This window comes from Paraglaciecola aquimarina (assembly GCF_032464635.1).
GTDB lineage: Bacteria > Pseudomonadota > Gammaproteobacteria > Enterobacterales > Alteromonadaceae > Paraglaciecola > Paraglaciecola aquimarina.
Genome location: NZ_JAWDIO010000002.1, coordinates 3,730,699 through 3,746,601, shown reverse-complemented (window position 1 = coordinate 3,746,601; position 15,903 = coordinate 3,730,699). Strand labels below are relative to the sequence as shown.

Genomic DNA, 15,903 nt, shown 5'->3' with positions numbered 1-15,903 from the left:
TTACTATTCATTTTAAATAAGGAAAGTTATCGTGCAGTATTTTGTTGGAGCATATGCCACTTCTCCCAACGTCTCGAGTTGGGATCCAGATTTAGAAACAAATTATTATCAACAATTAAAAGCGCGGCCTAATATCAAAGGTTTAGAGCATCCTTTTGTGGGCAAACTACATGCACATGATGATGAATGGTTTTTAACGAATATTGATCCCAATTGGCAGTTTTTATTCACTTGTGTACCGGGAAATATGGGGGCTCTTGCTAAAGATCCGAATTTCGGTATTGCTTCAGATGATGAAGCCGGAAGAGGTAAGGCCTTGGAATTTATGCAAAAAGCTTGTAATGCTGTAGGGCAGTTAAATGCTCATTTAGGTCGCCAAGCGGTGCAAGCGGTTGAAATTCAAACAGCACCGAATCGCAGTCATGCATCAGGCTCTTCCGCCGCGTTAAAAAAATCATTGGATATAATGTTACAGTGGGACTGGCAAGGAGCACAATTAGTAATTGAACATTGTGATACTTTGGTTGAAGGTCAAAAACCAGCTAAAGGTTTCTTAAGTATTAAAGATGAAATTGCTGTTGTCAAAGCGGTGAATGCAGAACGTGCTGCGAATATCGGAATGGTCGTTAATTGGGGACGGTCAGTCATTGAAGCACGTAGTGTCGGTGCTGCGAATCAGCATATTGAGTTGCTTAAATCAGAGGGGCTGTTAGCGGGTTTAATGTTTTCAGGAGTCTCTGATCAAAATACCGAATACGGAGCATGGTCTGACTCACATATGCCTCCCGCCCCTAATGAAAAGTTAATGGCGGGTGCCGTAGGTTCGTTAATGACAGAGAAGGAAATGATAAGCAGTTTAGCGGCTAGTGACGCTGAGAACTTGTCAATTGTAGGTATTAAACTGGGCATTCGACCAAGAGACATGTCTTTAGATGATAGGGTGAATCATATCTCTGATTGTTTAGCGGCATTAGAACGTTACGCAAAATAGGTAATGCTGTACCAGTCAGTTTGTAAACCGCCAAGAGCGAATTTCTCTTAGGCGGTTTTACTCACCATAGCGCTACTAGCTGCTGGTTTCTAATCGTTTTATTTGTACACATAGTTTACTATTTTCTGTTGCTGGCAAGCTTAAGCTTGCTGCTGCTTTGGAGATATAACCGTTGATGTAATCAATTTCTGTTGGTCGATTATGTTGAATATCTTGATGCATTGATGAAAAATTATTTGCCGTTTTATGAATGACACTCATCACCAAATCTCTTAAGTCTGCTGTTGAATCGGTATATCCAAGGTGGTTCATAATGCAACTAATTTCACCGCACAGTCTGCTGATTTGTTCGGTATATTTCTCTTCTGCGAGTTGGCCGTTTTTAATATTGTGAATAGCAGTGAGTGGGTTGATCACTCCATTGATGGTTAATTTTCTCCATAGCGCGAGCGATATATCTGAATGCCAAATGGTAGGGGGCAGTAGGCTAGCTAATACCCTTTTAATTTTTGCTGATTGCGCCGAACGTAGCGGTGTAACCCAGCCTAAATGTGTTTCACCTAATCCAGTTTCTTTTACATAGTTGGCATTGCACTTGTACGCGCCATAACTCGTGGTACCGGCTATGCAAGGGTTGTTCGGAAAATGCTGTTTGACTTCTTCAATTGTGCCCATGCCGTTGTGCAGCAAAACGATGACTTGATTGGGTAACAATGTGGACTTGAGAGAATGTAGTGCGTCTGATATTTGATAGGCTTTAATGGGGAGAATAACCAAGTCAAAATTATTATCCTGACCAATTTCTGCTACTTTTGTGGCTAGAGTGTGGGTATTGCCTAGTATGTCTTCTATTTTTAAAATAAAGGGTAGTGACTGCTCCACCTCGATTTTATTAGATGACGTCTGCCGAAGTAAAAGTTGATAAGGTATCTTTTGCGATTGACACTTGCTAGCGATGAGTCCGCCAATCGCGCCTTTGCCCACAATAGCTATTTTCAATTGGCTGGTTTGTTCTGAGGTTTGCATTTTGTCTTACACTTTAGGCCAAGCTTTTAGCCAAGGGGATGCCAGCTCTTGGTTCATATTAATAAATTCATGAGTTAAAAACTGTTGACCAAAATTGGGTGGGCACTGTATTTCAAAAAGCTGCTCTTTGAATGTAAATTTTAGCCCATAAGCATGAAGATAGGTGCGATCAGCAATGTCTCCTGTATACAATTGGTCGCCTAAAATAGGGCTGGATAGACTTTTTAACGCTACTCGTAGTTGATGAGTTTTGCCTGTTAAAGGCTTAAGCAAAAATAGGCGAATATTTGGCAGAAGACTATAACTAAAAAATTGTGTTTTAGCTAAGTTTTCCTGCGTTGTGGTTAGCATCCATTTTCCATCCCGTACTTTTTTCATGCCACCGGTTATTGTGCCTTGTTTTCTCTTCGGCTTTTTCGTGGCGATAGCAAGATAAAACTTCTGAATTTTTCTCTTCGAATAGTCGTCCAAACTCAGCAGCGGCGGACGCATTTCTGGCTAAAATCAGGATACCTGATGTAACTTTGTCTAACCTGTGTACTAACCATAATTTTTCACAGTTAAGCTGCTGACAAACAACAGGTAAAATGCCGCTTTGTCCCGCTTCATCTTGTACTGCAATGTCGACTGGTTTATCGATAATTACAAAGTCGGGATGGTCATAAAGTATTTTTATTAACAATAGATGTTACCTTTAGAAAGCATAAATGTTTTGGCTGGATAAAGTTCGAGCTCAGTTTAACTTTTGATTGCTAATGATGCGCGCTACTTGTTGCAGAGTTGCAATAATTCCTAGACTCAAAAAGTGCTATTTCTATCGCGTCTAACAAATTCCTAAAGTCTTCTATTTGCGTCGAAGAACTAGCTTGTGGCTCAATTTTGTGACAGGTAGCGACTAAGCGTTTAAAGCCTAAATTAGCAGCCACGCCCTTTAATGTATGTATTTGACGCTTAGTCTCAATGCTACTTTCTTTCTGCAGATTGCTCGCTAACTGTTCAGAGAAGGCTTCATTTTGTTGAATAAATTTTTCTACAATTCTAATCAATAACGCCTGATTTCCACTAAATTGGTTCAATGCAAATTCTACATCGAAGATGGGTAATTCATCTGGATTCAAAATGTTCATTCCTAGGTGTTGTCCGCCAAGCTACCTCTAATTGCGTTTTTCATTCTCGATTGGAGAGAGTGTTTGGGACATCTTCCCCTGGTAGCTTCGATAAAAGGTAACGCCATTCGTTCAAGAGGGATTGCTGTATGTGATATCAGCCTGTTGCACGAATAAGTCACTGAAAGGTGCTTTGAGCTATTTTATTGAAGAAAAGATGTTACCAGACTTTTATCAGTCAATCTGCAAATTTGTTACGTGATATTGCTACTATGAAAATTCAATTAATGTGTAGTTACTTTATTGCTAAACAGCAGGTAAACTACTGCCAGAATTTTATACCGTGAGTTCGGGTGCAGCGTAAAGCGACAAGAGCTAATTTTACATCTTTCATCAGTAGCCTAAGAGTTGTTACTTATTAATATTGGACAGTACCTTGCAAGAAAATAGAAATTCATTCAGCGAGCGATTACGCTTATTGAAAGACGAAAAAATCAGTCATACGTTATCTGGAATACGTCATGGCGTGGAAAGAGAGTCTTTACGGATCACTGCAAGTGGGGGCTTATCTCAGGCGCCACATCAGAAAGAGCTTGGCTCTGCGTTAACTCATGAATATATCACCACAGACTTTTCAGAGTCTCTATTAGAGTTTATTACGCCACCAGAAGTGTCGATTGATAAAACCATTGGGCAATTAACTGACGTTCATAAGTTTGTGATGAGTAATATCGGCGAAGAACGACTTTGGCCAATGAGTATGCCTTGTTTTATTGAAAACCAAGACGCGATCCCGATTGCTAATTTTGGATCTTCAAATGTTGGAAAAATGAAGAGTTTATATCGACTCGGCTTAAAAATCGCTATGGCAGCATGATGCAGGCGATTTCTGGCGTACATTTTAATTTTTCTTTACCTGATGAGTTTTGGCAGCAATGGTTAGCCGCACTTGGGCAACCATCAAATAAGGATACAATTTCTGCAGCATATTTCGCTTTGATCAGAAATTACCGACGATTTTGTTGGCTTATTCCATACTTATATGGCGCTTCCCCGGCAATTTGTGGCTCTTTTATTAAAGGTAAAGAAACAAATTTGCCTTTTAAAAAGTTAGGTAGTGGTACCTTATATTTGCCTTATGCTACATCATTACGTATGAGTGATTTGGGGTATACCAATAGTGCTCAATCTGGCTTGAACATTTGTTATAACCAAGTTGATAGCTATATTAATTCATTACGAACTGCGATCAATCAACCATCTGAGAATTACGCCAAATATACGGTTAAAAAAGAGGGCCAGTATCAACAATTGAATGGCAATATCTTGCAGATTGAGAATGAACTTTATTCGCCTATTCGCCCTAAACAACCAACAAAGTCTTTAGAGAAACCAACGGATGCATTAGCTGATAGAGGTGTCAGTTATATTGAAGTGCGGGCGCTGGATGTGAATCCGTTTAATGCCGTAGGCATAGAGCGTAACCAGTTTTATTTCTTAGATGTTTTTCTGGTGTATTGTTTGACTAAACACAGTGAGTTTTTTGAATCTGAGCTGTACCAAGAAACCGAAGAGAATTTACGTGCGGTTGTTGATCATGGGCGAGATCCGAATTTGAAGTTAAGCCAAGAAGGTCAGTTAATAAGCTTAACTGATTGGGCACTGAATATTTTTGAAGAAATGGCAGAAGTGGCAAAAGTGTTGGACGCGGTCAATTCATCTCAAGAATACAGCAAAGCTCTAGCATTAGAAAAGGCTAAAATATTGGACGCTAGTTTAACGCCGTCGGCAAAAATACTGGAGGTTTTACTTAGCCAAAACATGGATAATGGTCAGTTTGGATTAACCTTAGCAGAGCAATACAAGCAGCAACTATGTGCCGCAGAATATTCATATATGAATGAGCAAGAGTTGATCAATCATGCTGGTCAATCATTACAAAAACAATTATTGATTGAACAGCAAGATATGCAATCCTTTGATGAGTTTTTACAAAGTTACTTTGCGAAAAAATAAAAAAAGCCTGACAACAAGTCAGGCTTAACATTACTTCTAGGAACACACAATAAATCAAACACGATAATTATGAGTGGCTAACGTTGGAAAAGTTCAAGAAAGATAAAAGAAAACTTAAAAAAATTTGTCACTACTAATTGTCGTTTTATCATTTTTTAGCTGTAGTACGAAACCTCCGAAAAATATAGACAATATTTGCGATATTTTTTATGACAAAAGTGATTGGTTCGATAGTGCCTCTGACATGAAAGCTAAGTGGGGGTACCTATTCATGTGCCAATGGCCATGATGTATCAAGAAAGTTCATTTAAGGCCACAGCTCGCCCGGGAAAGAAGTATGTGTTTTTTGGTTTAATTCCTTGGGGGAGACTAAGTACGGCTTACGGTTACTCTCAAGCAAAAACGCCCACATGGCAAGATTATATGCGTGAAACGGATAATAGCTGGGCGAGTCGTACTGACTTTCATGACGCAATGGATTTTATGGGATGGTTTATTAGTAAAACCCATAAGATAAACGGCGTGTCTAAGTGGGATGCGCAGTTACAGTATTTGAATTACCACGAAGGGTGGGGGCTATCGCAGAGGCAGTCAGCATAAAAAGCAATGGCTGAAAAATGTAGCGGTTAAAGTCAAAGCCCGTTCTTTAAAGTATGCTCAACAATTAAAAAACTGTGAAGAAGATTTGTCTAAAGGCTGGTTTTGGGGTTGTTTAGTTAGTTCCTAACTTAGAATATTGATTGATAATTATCATTACTATTTAACCTGAGTTCTGGATAACGAGTATCGTTTAAGCTAAACAAACCAACGTCACTAGATACAAAAAGAGCGTTATCGAGAGGTACGGCTTATCCTAGATTCAGGTTATTTAGCACATAATACAAAGATAAAGTGATAAGTCTTAACAGCGTTTGCTCTGTGTTGCTTAAGTCCCAAATAATAGGCATTAGTCGTAGAATTGTTGGTAGTTTTCTTATCTCCCACATTTCCCCTTTCAAACAATATTAACTTACCTTATACCAACTCTAATAAATTACCTTACACTCGGCGAGAATTTAAACGCATATAATCAGGGCGCTAATGTGAGCGTTTTCGATGAATAGTTCGTTATGTAGAAAAAGCCAGTGCCCTTTAGAATTTGAGCAACGCAGAGCATGAGCTTTTAAAACTCGCTTCTGGGAACGTCCTAGCGGGTTTTGCATTAGGTTAACGACATTTGGAAAGGAACAAGATTCCCGCACACAGCATTGTGAAAAAACTGCTGGTTCGTTTTGCATGCATCGTTATTTAATAGAATTGATATTATTCGAGGGGAAGTTGTATTAATACTTGCAATCATCGGCTAGATACGTAAAATACGGCGGCCTTTTATCTGGCTTGTTTGTTAGATTAAAAGGTAAATTAAGTTAACGTTAACGCTACAACGAGTTTGAGGCATATATGGTTACTATTCGTTTACAGCGTGGTGGCGCGAAAAAGCGTCCATTTTATCAAGTAGTGGTTGCAGACAGTCGTCGTTCACGCGATGGTCGTTTTATTGAAAACATTGGTTTTTTCAATCCAACTGCACAGGGTCAAGAAGAGCGTTTACGCTTAGATCTAGACCGTGTTTCGCATTGGGTTGGGGTAGGCGCAGGCTTATCTGACCGTGTTGCACGCTTGGTAAAAGATGCAAAAGCAACTGCTTAATTGCAGTTGTGAAAATTTTAAAGGGTATAGATAAATGAGTCTTGCATCTGACACATTGGTAATAGGCAAAATCGGCGCACCTTATGGTGTTAAAGGTTGGGTCAAAGTTACATCTTATACTCATGATTTAGAGGGCGTGTTTGCTTACACTCCTTGGCTTTTGGGTCAAGTGCAAGAAGGCAACGAATACGTCGTTGACCAATGGCGAACCCACAATAAAGGTTTAGTTGCCAAACTGATTGGGGTTGAAACGCGAGATGATGCTGAAAGTATCAAAAATCTCGAGATTTCTATTAAAGCAGAACTGCTACCTGAATTAGATGACAGCGATGTTTATTGGCGTGAATTAGTCGGCATGCAGGTTGTTACCGATAAAGGCTATAACTTGGGTGTTATAAAAGAATTGTTTGAAACTGGTGCTAACGATGTAATGTTAGTTAAAGCCAATTTGAATGATGCTTTTGGTCAGAAAGAACGCATGGTTCCTTATTTGTTTGAGCAAGTCATCAAGCAAGTGGACAGAGAGGCGAGAATGGTCACAGTTGATTGGGATCCGGCATTTTAATGCAAGAACCTAGTCAGGTAGCTAATCGTTGGTTTGGTGTAGTCAGTTTGTTTCCAGAAATGTTTCAAACGTTTACCCAACAGGGAGTGATAGGGCGAGCCGTTAAAAACGGATTGTTGCAAGTAGAGTGTTTTAATCCAAGAGACTTTACCCATGACAAACATCGCACTGTTGATGACCGGCCATACGGTGGTGGACCTGGCATGCTGATGATGGTTCAACCTCTTACAGATGCTATTCTAGCTGCCAAAACGGCGGCGGGAAGAAAAACTAAAGTGATTTACCTTTCTCCCCAAGGGAAAAAGCTAGATCAAGCAGGAGTGAAACAGCTTTCTGAAAATGAAAGTTTGATTCTAGTCGCAGGTCGGTATGAAGGTATCGATGAACGGGTAATACAAACACAAGTTGACGAGGAATGGTCGATAGGTGATTACGTGTTGAGCGGTGGCGAATTGCCTGCAATGATCTTAATGGATGCAGTTTCAAGGTTTGTACCCGGTGTTTTAGGCCATGAACAATCAGCTGAACAAGACTCATTTAGTCATGGTTTATTAGATTGTCCACACTATACACGGCCAGAAAACTTGGACGGTGAGCTGGTTCCTAAGGTGTTATTGAGTGGTGATCACGCAAAAATCAGGCAGTGGCGTTTACAACAGTCGCTAGGTAGAACTTGGCAACGACGCCCTGAATTATTAAACGATCTAGCCCTGACTGAGGAGCAGCAAAAATTGTTAGATGCTTATCTACAAAGTTTGCCGCAGCATAATGACAGTTAACCTAGAATGAGAGGATATGATGAGTAAAGTAAATCAAGATATCATCAAGAAAATTGAAGAAGCGCAGCTGAAAACTGACGTTCCAGCATTCGCTGCTGGTGACACAGTAGTTGTGCAAGTACGCGTTAAAGAAGGCGAAAAAGAACGTCTTCAGGCATACGAAGGCGTAGTAATCGCTAAACGTAACCGTGGCCTACACTCTGCTTTTACAGTTCGTAAGATTTCTAACGGCGAAGGTGTTGAGCGTATATTCCAAACACACAGCCCGGCAATCAGTTCTATTGAAGTGAAACGTCGTGGTGCTGTTCGTCGCGCTAAACTTTACTACTTGCGTGAACGCTCTGGTCGTTCTGCACGTATTAAAGAGAAGCTAGGTTAATTTAATTTTTTGCGTTACCGTTAACTTATAAGAAAACCCGCCAATTGGCGGGTTTTTGCTTTTAACTATCAGTCATTGTGGTGATTAATTAGGTTTTGATGAGCCTCTACTAGTTTTTTGGTGTAGTCGTCTTTTGGCCAATTAAAAATAACATCCGTTTTACCTGTTTCAACTACCTTACCTTTCTTCATGACGATAACTTTGTCTGAGATATGTCTGACTATGCCTAAATTGTGAGATATGAATATAAAACTTAAACCAAGCTCTCTTTGTAGGCGCATTAGCAGATTAACAGTTTGTGAACGAACTGATGGATCAAGTGCGGCAAATGGCTCATCGGCAACAATTAATTTGGGGTCGAGTATAATGGCCCGCGCTAATGCCACCCTCTGCTTTTGACCGTCAGATAACATATGTCGATAGAAAAACTTGTGATCTTCCATTAATCCGACTTGTTTCAATGTTTGGTCAATTTTTTGATTGCGCTCTACTTGTGTCAGTTGGGTGTTTAAACGTAACGGTTCATCTAAAATAGTGGCTAATGTTAAACTAGGGTTGAGAGATTCATTGGTGTTTTGAAATATCATTCGTATGTCGTGACATTTCTGTTTCAAATTAGAGTTTTGTAAGTCGTGGCCGTTTAACAAAATTCTACCACTACTAGGTTTATCTAACCCTACCAGTAATTTGGCTAATAGGGATTTACCCGACCCATTCTCACCAACTACTGCTAATGTCTCGCCTGCTTCTACTTCGAAGTTGATTGGTCCAAGCTCAAAAGAATCAGGTGTAGTCGTTAAAAACTTAGATTCTTGCTTCTGAAATGTTAGCTCTTGTACACTAATTAAAGTCATTGTTTCGCTTCCCAATGCAGTGGAAAGTGACAACTATAGTGATGAGTATGCACTCTGCGTACTGCAGGCGTTATCACACAGTCTTTCCTTGCCCTTGGACACCTAGGCCCTAGCCGACAACCAATTGGTAAGTGATGAAGGGTGGGGATGGTTCTCGCTAAAGATGTCAGTTTAGATTTAGGAGGCAGATCTTTTCTAAAGCTCGGTGCACTGTCTAGTAATGCTTGGGTGTATGGATGAAAAGCCCGTTTTCTAAGCTTTTTAAGTTCTCCGGTTTCTACCGTTTGCCCACAATACAAAACGGTCATGTAGTGCGCTATGCTGGAAATGGCTAGTAAGTCATGGCTTACAAATAGAATGCTGGTTTTGCGCACTTGATTAACACGACTGAGTAACTTTAGGATCTGAGTTTTTGAGTTAACCTCCATGCCCTTAGTCGGATCATCAGCAATAATTAATCGAGGCTCTGACGCTAAGGCCATGGCAATCATAAATTTTTGCAGTACATCAGTGGATATTTGATGTGGGTAACTTGCTAAGCATAACTTGTGATTCTTGATCCCAACTTTATGTAGTAGCTCGATAGCAAGCTTTCGCTTTTGCTTGTTTTTGTTCCAAAACCATACTTGCTTAATTTTTTTATTAATCAAGAGTTCATGAAGTTGCGCGCCCAACGGCAACAGCGGATCTAATGAATCAATAGGATTCTGGAAGATAACTGAAATATCTTGACGGATCAGGTTTCGCCGCGCTTTGACGGTCATGCTGAGTAAGTCTTGTCCACGCCACGTCATTCTGTCAGCCGTCACTTTCCAGCGTTTGGGTAAGGCTCCCACAATGGCTCTAACAATGAGACTTTTGCCAGACCCTGATTCTCCCACTAGGGCGTGTATTTGCCCTTCATTGATGACGAGGTTAATTTTATCTAGGGCTTTAACCCACTCCCCGGAAACATCAATCTCTAAGGTGAAATTTTTAATGTCGAGTAGGCTCATGATTGCAGCAGCCTATTTCTTAGAGCTGAGCGCAAGCCATCACCCACGAGGTTGATAGACACCATCATTAAAAATATTGCGCCACCTGTAGATGCCAATTGCCCATGGCGCAATATACGCCACTTCAATTCCCTCAGACACCATGGTGCCCAGCTCTGGTGAAGGGGATTGCGCCCCTAGGTTTAGAAAACCGAGTGCACTAATATCTAAAATCGAAACTGACAATGCTAATGTGGCCTGTACAACGAGCGCTTCAACCATATTAGGCATGATAGAGCGAAAGAAAATTGTACTATTATTCGCACCGTCTAACTTTGCCGCCAATATATATTCCTTTTTCATTTCGGCGCTGACAAACTCTCGGGTTTGATGAACGAATTGGGGGATTAACGCTAACATTATTGCCCACATACTATTGACCAAGCCTATTCCTAATATGGCGACGATAATAATTGCGATTAATAAGGTGGGAATTGCTTGGATGGAGTCCAACGTGTGATTTAGGAAACTCGATTTAAATCCATTGCTCATTCCGGCTATGGCTCCTAAACCGACACCCACTATCATGGCTAGAATAACGAGTATGGCACTGATGCCAAATGTCATTCGACAGCCATGAATGACCCTAGATAACATGTCTCTGCCCAATGCATCTGTGCCAAATAAATGGCTGATACCACCATTTGCGTACCAGGCTGGTGGTATGAGTAAGTCACCTGCTTGTTGATAGCTTGGGTCAAAAGGGGCGATTAATGGGCAAAAGATAGTAATTAGCACAAAGAAAAGCAAACAAAAAAGTCCTACCACAGCGATATGATTTTGCTTGAATTCTAGCCAAGTAAACTGTAGCGGGGACGGGTGATATTCTTCTTGATATAAACTAAATCGTGGCATGTTTTAATCTTTTTCGTTTAGGATCCATTAAGCGTATGGTTAATTCAATGGACATAGTAAATACCACAACTAATACCGACACAGTCAGCATACCCGCGCGAATGGCTGGGTAATCTTGGTGATATATTGCTTGGATCAGCCAGTTACCTAAGCCCGGCCAAGAGAAAATTGTCTCAACTATCATAGCGTTAGTAAGTAGCGTAGTAAATTGCATTGCGAGTAACGGAAAAATTGGGATCAACGCGTTGCGTATTCCATGGCGAAAAATAACTTGTCGAGAAGATAGACCCCTCGCATAAGCGGCTTTTATAAATTCCATATTCATTGTTTCTATGACTGAACGACGTGTGATACGAATAATCAAAGTGGTTGTTACGACTGCAATAGATAACGTGGGAAGAAATAAGTGCCGAACGATATCAATAATGGCGGTGCGCTTATCGGGCATATCTGATAAAAGTACATCGATTAATATAAACCCTGTAACGTTTGGTACTTCGAAATAAAGGCTGATTCGGCCCGACAATGGAAACAATCCAAACTGCAATGAGAATATTAAAATTATCAGCAAAGCTAGCCAAAATACTGGGATGGAATAGCCTATTACACTGACCGAAAGTAAAAAGTAGTCGGCTATTTTATGGTGATGTAAAGCCGCCAAAAAACCTAAGGGTATACCAACTATTATTGACAGCATTAGTGCGTATGCACTGAGCTCAATACTTGCCGGCAATACATAAGCGATTTCTTCATACAAGGGCAATCCTGAGCTAAAACTATATCCCCAATTGCCATGGTACAGTTCAACCATGTAATGCCAATATTGAAATAGTAAACTCTCGCCAGATTGGTAAGCAAATTGTGTAGATTCAGTTCGTACTAGATCATCTAACTTTAAACCTGTTAAATTCTCTATGGGATGACCGGGAAACAGATAGGCTAAACTAAATGATACAAAGCTTAATACTATTAGCGTAATAAGGGTCAGGCTCAAATAACGGAATAAGACATTTCTCATTTGAGTTTTTTCACTCCACCAAATCTAATTCCACCGTAAGGGTTGATGACTAAACCTGCGACGTTTTTGTTGTAGGCTTGGTATTGAGATGCATGGGCGATAGGGATCAAAGGCATTTCCTTAGCCAAAAACTCGTTGGCCTTGCCATAAAAATAAGCTCGGTCTGGTATGTCGGCATATTGTAGGGCTTGATTGATGAATTTGTCATATTCAGCAGAACACCACATGGCTCTGTTGGTGCCGGATTGGATTGCATCACAAGACAATAACGGACGATAAAAATTATCTGGGTCACCGTTATCGGCTGACCATCCAATGAGCACAGAATCATGCAATCCTTGCGTTAAGTACTCTCTAAAAATAGACCATTCAAAACTTACAATATTAACGGTAATGCCAACTTGTTGCAGATAAGCTCGAATAAGCTCCGCCATTTTCAACGCATTGGGATTATAAGTTCTCTCAACTGGCATTGCCCATACGGTCATTGTGAAACCTTCTTCTATGCCTTGTTCTCTTAGTATTTTTCTAGCGGTAATGGGGTTAAAAGCAAGAGACTTTATTTCTGACTGATACGCCCATGATGTAGGCGGAACAATATTTTTTGCAGGTATGGCCGTATTGAAATAGATGGCTTCTATTAATGCATTTCGATCAATGGCTAGGGCTAGAGCTTTACGTACTTGAGGGTTGTCAAAGGGCGGTTTTGATGTGTTAAATGCCCAAAAACCCACATTGAGTCCAGGTCTTTCGTCGAGCTCTAATTGTTTTTGTTGGAGGATCACTTCTAGTTCACTATGCGCTGGCAGCGCAATCGCATCGCATTCAGAGGTAAGTAACTTTGCCAACCGTAATGAGCTTGACGGGGTGATATCAAATATCAACTTATCGACTAAGTCAATATCTCGCCAATAATCAGGATGCATGTTGTATTTGATGTATCGGTCTTGATGAAAGCTTAGTAGCTTGTATGGACCAGTGCCAACGGGTTGTTGATCGATTAACTCTTTTTGATTTCTACTGATTAATACGTCAGCATATTCGGCTGATAAAATGACTGCAAAATCAGTGGCCAGATTGGCTAAGAAAGAACTCTCTCGATTGTGCAGAGTAATTTCAACGCGATAACCATTTAAACGTTTTATGTCTTTAATTAGTTTATCTAAGCCTAAGCTATCCGTGTAAGGGTACTTTCCACCAGAAACTCTATTGTATGCATGGTCTTTTAAGCGCCAGCGATTGAAGCTAAATAACACGTCATCAGCATTGAATTTGCGCTTAGGTGTGAAGGTTTTGGTTTGGTGAAAACTCACCCCTTTTCTTAATTGAAAGGTATAGGTTTTGCCGTCTTTGCTTACCGACCAACTGGTGGCCAGAGCTGGTACAACATCGCCAGTGACTGGATCAAAATCAAGTAAGCGATCATAGATTTGATGTGACGAGGCGTCTACCGTTGTGCCTGAGGTGTCTAATTGAGGATTAAAATTTGCGGGACTGCCTTCTGAGCAATAAATTAAACTGTTGGGATCTGTATATGAAGCCGTTAATTCATCGCAGCCGCAGAGCATTAGACTGATGGTTAAAATGAGTACGGTTTGCGCGCAGAATGTCTTTTTAATCCAAGTTTTCATTTGTTTGATCTAGTAGATTATATTTTTTTAAGTAGCCACGTAGTTGATGATACGTTAATCCTAACTTTTCTGCGGTTTTCTTTTGATTAAATTGACTGTCTGCTAAGGCTTGGTTAATTAGATCGATTTCGAAATGCTGTGAAAGCTCTTTTAAATTAACTGGAAACTCAAATATTTGCTCGGTAGGCTGATTAATAATTGGAGCGTCTACTTTTGAGGGTTCTACTACAGTGGATGCTTGCGGTTGGTCAACTATTGATGCGATCCTATCTTGGGTTTTTATCCTACCTTTAGGGCGGTAGGTTGATTCAAATGGATCTAAAACAATTTGATGTACTGGCAGGTTAGGGTTATTACTACGATAGACCGCTCTTTCCACGACATTTTTTAATTCTCGGATATTACCTGACCAGTGGTAATCTAACAATGTTCGCCTCGCTTTTTCTGTAAAACCGCTAAATAATTCCATTTCTAGTTCTCTAGCCATATTTATTGCAAAATGCTCGGCCAACATCATGATGTCGTCTTTACGCTCTCTTAGAGGCGGCAATGTAATAACATCAAAGGCCAGTCTGTCCAACAAGTCTGCTCTGAACTCACCGGACTCGGCTAGTGCAGGCAGGTCCTCATTGGTTGCTGCAACGAGTCGTACGTCTACACTGACACTGCGAGAACCACCCACGCGTTCGAATTCTCCATACTCAATCACGCGCAGTAACTTTTCTTGGATCATGCCAGAGGTATTGGCTAATTCATCTAAGAATAACGTACCGTTGTGGGCCGTTTCAAACCTTCCTTCTCGGCGCTTTGATGCCCCGGTAAATGCCCCTGCCTCATAACCAAATAGCTCACTTTCTAACAAGCTTTCATTTAATGCCGCGCAGTTTAGCTTTAAATAAGTTTGTTCCCACCTTTTAGAGAGAAAGTGCAATCGAGCGGCGACAAGCTCCTTACCTGTACCTCTTTCACCAATAATTAACACGGGCTTATTTAACGGAGCAATTTGTGAAATTTGTTCTAGTACTTCCAAAAAGTTATTTGATTGTCCTAGCAAATTGTCTTGTTGGCGAAAGCGACTCATCAATATCCTTAAAAAGTGGTCTAAACGACTAAGATATAGTCTAGTTAGTGATTATTGTAGATCTACTTTGTACGGGTGTAAATTTATATTTGTTTAAAATCAGTAGTTTAGTTAAAAACTAATGTTGGCCTAGTAATTGAATACATAAATGTAGACGAGCACTTAGCTTAAATACTAAAATTTGACCAACATTCTTAAGAGGTAAAAACTATGGGTATCTTCTCTCGTTTCACAGACATAGTGAACTCAAATATTAACGCAATTTTGGATAAAGCCGAAGATCCAGAAAAAATGGTTAGATTAATCATTCAGGAAATGGAAGACACCTTAGTTGAAGTGCGTTCCGCGTCGGCTAAAACTATTGCTGCTAAAAAAGATATATCTTCGCAAATTAGTAAAATTAAAGAAGAAGCCAATGACTGGAAATCAAAAGCAGAACTGGCGATTAGTAAAGATCGAGAAGACTTAGCTCGAGCTGCATTGCAAGAAAAGAAAAAATGCGATGAATTCATCGTGACCTTGCAAGCAGAATTGAGTGCAATTGACGAACAAATAACTAAATTACAAAACGAAGTAGGGCAACTGCAAGATAAATTAGCAGACGCAAAAGCCCGTCAAAAGGCTATTATTTTACGCCAGAAAACTGTGAGCTCCCGTTTAGAAGTAAAAGAACACTGGACAGTGGAAAAGTGGATGCGGCTATGGGGCGTTTTGACCAGTACGAACGTAAAATTGATGATTTAGAGTCGCAAGTTGAAGCCTATGATTTGGGTAAGAAAACCTTAGCCGATGAGTTTGCTGAGTTAGAATCTGATGAAGAGATCGACAACGAATTAGCTGCGCTGAAAAAGAAAATGCAGTCCAAAGCGTCAAAGTAAA

The 15,903-nt window shown here is 40.3% G+C and carries 12 protein-coding genes and 5 pseudogenes; 8 read left to right on the top strand and 9 right to left on the bottom strand.

Annotated features, from left to right (window positions below; translation table 11 throughout):
* The first annotated feature begins 31 nt into the window (after positions 1-31).
* Positions 32-991, top strand: a complete 960-nt coding sequence (locus RS130_RS18485) for a DUF4862 family protein (protein ID WP_316027150.1) — start codon at positions 32-34, stop codon at positions 989-991.
* 75 nt (positions 992-1,066) lie between these two features.
* Here the strand turns inward: RS130_RS18485 and RS130_RS18480 are convergent, their stop codons facing one another.
* The 3 genes and pseudogenes from RS130_RS18480 to RS130_RS18470 all read right to left on the bottom strand — a co-directional run bounded on the left by RS130_RS18480 (position 1,067) and on the right by RS130_RS18470 (position 3,135).
* Complete coding sequence (locus RS130_RS18480) at positions 1,067-2,017, bottom strand: ketopantoate reductase family protein (protein ID WP_316027149.1); 951 nt, start codon at positions 2,015-2,017, stop codon at positions 1,067-1,069.
* A gap of 6 nt (positions 2,018-2,023) precedes the next feature.
* Positions 2,024-2,699, bottom strand: a pseudogene (locus tag RS130_RS18475) (TIGR01621 family pseudouridine synthase).
* A gap of 70 nt (positions 2,700-2,769) precedes the next feature.
* On the bottom strand, positions 2,770-3,135 hold the full coding sequence (locus RS130_RS18470; RefSeq protein WP_316027148.1) for an Hpt domain-containing protein: 366 nt from the start codon (positions 3,133-3,135) through the stop codon (positions 2,770-2,772).
* A gap of 424 nt (positions 3,136-3,559) precedes the next feature.
* On the opposite strand from RS130_RS18470, the pseudogene gshA reads away from it, so the two are divergent.
* The 6 genes and pseudogenes from gshA (at position 3,560) to rplS (ending at position 8,551) form a co-directional block, all read left to right on the top strand.
* A pseudogene (gene gshA, locus RS130_RS18465) lies at positions 3,560-5,139 on the top strand (glutamate--cysteine ligase).
* Between the two features lie 184 nt (positions 5,140-5,323).
* Positions 5,324-5,866, top strand: a pseudogene (locus RS130_RS18460) (transglycosylase SLT domain-containing protein).
* A gap of 713 nt (positions 5,867-6,579) precedes the next feature.
* Positions 6,580-6,828, top strand: coding sequence for a 30S ribosomal protein S16 (gene rpsP, locus RS130_RS18455; RefSeq protein ID WP_316027147.1), 249 nt, complete (start codon positions 6,580-6,582; stop codon positions 6,826-6,828).
* Between the two features lie 34 nt (positions 6,829-6,862).
* A complete protein-coding gene (gene rimM, locus RS130_RS18450; RefSeq protein WP_316027146.1) occupies positions 6,863-7,393 on the top strand; it encodes a ribosome maturation factor RimM in 531 nt (176 codons plus the stop codon).
* A complete protein-coding gene (gene trmD / locus RS130_RS18445; protein ID WP_316027145.1) occupies positions 7,393-8,172 on the top strand; it encodes a tRNA (guanosine(37)-N1)-methyltransferase TrmD in 780 nt (259 codons plus the stop codon). The genes rimM and trmD overlap by 1 nt, the downstream gene beginning before the upstream one ends.
* 19 nt (positions 8,173-8,191) lie before the next feature.
* Complete coding sequence (rplS, locus tag RS130_RS18440) at positions 8,192-8,551, top strand: 50S ribosomal protein L19 (RefSeq protein WP_158972930.1); 360 nt, start codon at positions 8,192-8,194, stop codon at positions 8,549-8,551.
* Positions 8,552-8,619: 68 nt separating this feature from the next.
* Here the strand turns inward: rplS and RS130_RS18435 are convergent, their stop codons facing one another.
* From RS130_RS18435 to pspF, 6 genes and pseudogenes are all read right to left on the bottom strand, one after another.
* Positions 8,620-9,405 carry an ATP-binding cassette domain-containing protein gene (locus RS130_RS18435; protein ID WP_316027144.1) on the bottom strand — a complete coding sequence of 262 codons (786 nt, stop codon included), beginning with the start codon at positions 9,403-9,405 and terminating at the stop codon, positions 8,620-8,622.
* Positions 9,402-10,400, bottom strand: a complete 999-nt coding sequence (locus RS130_RS18430) for an oligopeptide/dipeptide ABC transporter ATP-binding protein (RefSeq protein ID WP_316027143.1) — start codon at positions 10,398-10,400, stop codon at positions 9,402-9,404. The genes RS130_RS18435 and RS130_RS18430 overlap by 4 nt, the downstream gene beginning before the upstream one ends.
* Positions 10,397-11,294: pseudogene (locus RS130_RS18425) on the bottom strand (ABC transporter permease subunit). The gene RS130_RS18430 and the pseudogene RS130_RS18425 overlap by 4 nt, the downstream one beginning before the upstream one ends.
* Positions 11,281-12,312 carry an ABC transporter permease gene (locus RS130_RS18420; protein WP_316027142.1) on the bottom strand — a complete coding sequence of 344 codons (1,032 nt, stop codon included), beginning with the start codon at positions 12,310-12,312 and terminating at the stop codon, positions 11,281-11,283. The pseudogene RS130_RS18425 and the gene RS130_RS18420 overlap by 14 nt, the downstream one beginning before the upstream one ends.
* On the bottom strand, positions 12,309-13,943 hold the full coding sequence (locus RS130_RS18415; RefSeq protein WP_428982803.1) for an ABC transporter substrate-binding protein: 1,635 nt from the start codon (positions 13,941-13,943) through the stop codon (positions 12,309-12,311). Before RS130_RS18415 ends, RS130_RS18420 begins: the two co-directional genes overlap by 4 nt.
* Complete coding sequence (pspF, locus tag RS130_RS18410) at positions 13,927-15,024, bottom strand: phage shock protein operon transcriptional activator (RefSeq protein WP_316027141.1); 1,098 nt, start codon at positions 15,022-15,024, stop codon at positions 13,927-13,929. Before pspF ends, RS130_RS18415 begins: the two co-directional genes overlap by 17 nt.
* Positions 15,025-15,234: 210 nt before the next feature.
* Here pspF and pspA point away from each other — a divergent pair.
* A pseudogene (gene pspA, locus RS130_RS18405) lies at positions 15,235-15,902 on the top strand (phage shock protein PspA).
* Position 15,903: the final 1 nt, after the last annotated feature.

What these genes read in the sequence shown, in the direction of transcription:
- RS130_RS18480 (WP_316027149.1), bottom strand. Translation starts at nt 2,017, where the DNA reads ATGCAAACCTCAGAACAAACCAGCCAATTGAAAATAGCTATTGTGGGC.
- rpsP (WP_316027147.1), top strand. Translation starts at nt 6,580, where the DNA reads ATGGTTACTATTCGTTTACAGCGTGGTGGCGCGAAAAAGCGTCCATTT.
- rimM (WP_316027146.1), top strand. Translation starts at nt 6,863, where the DNA reads ATGAGTCTTGCATCTGACACATTGGTAATAGGCAAAATCGGCGCACCT.
- trmD (WP_316027145.1), top strand. Translation starts at nt 7,393, where the DNA reads ATGCAAGAACCTAGTCAGGTAGCTAATCGTTGGTTTGGTGTAGTCAGT.
- rplS (WP_158972930.1), top strand. Translation starts at nt 8,192, where the DNA reads ATGAGTAAAGTAAATCAAGATATCATCAAGAAAATTGAAGAAGCGCAG.
- RS130_RS18435 (WP_316027144.1), bottom strand. Translation starts at nt 9,405, where the DNA reads ATGACTTTAATTAGTGTACAAGAGCTAACATTTCAGAAGCAAGAATCT.
- RS130_RS18430 (WP_316027143.1), bottom strand. Translation starts at nt 10,400, where the DNA reads ATGAGCCTACTCGACATTAAAAATTTCACCTTAGAGATTGATGTTTCC.
- RS130_RS18420 (WP_316027142.1), bottom strand. Translation starts at nt 12,312, where the DNA reads ATGAGAAATGTCTTATTCCGTTATTTGAGCCTGACCCTTATTACGCTA.
- RS130_RS18415 (WP_428982803.1), bottom strand. Translation starts at nt 13,943, where the DNA reads ATGAAAACTTGGATTAAAAAGACATTCTGCGCGCAAACCGTACTCATT.
- pspF (WP_316027141.1), bottom strand. Translation starts at nt 15,024, where the DNA reads ATGAGTCGCTTTCGCCAACAAGACAATTTGCTAGGACAATCAAATAAC.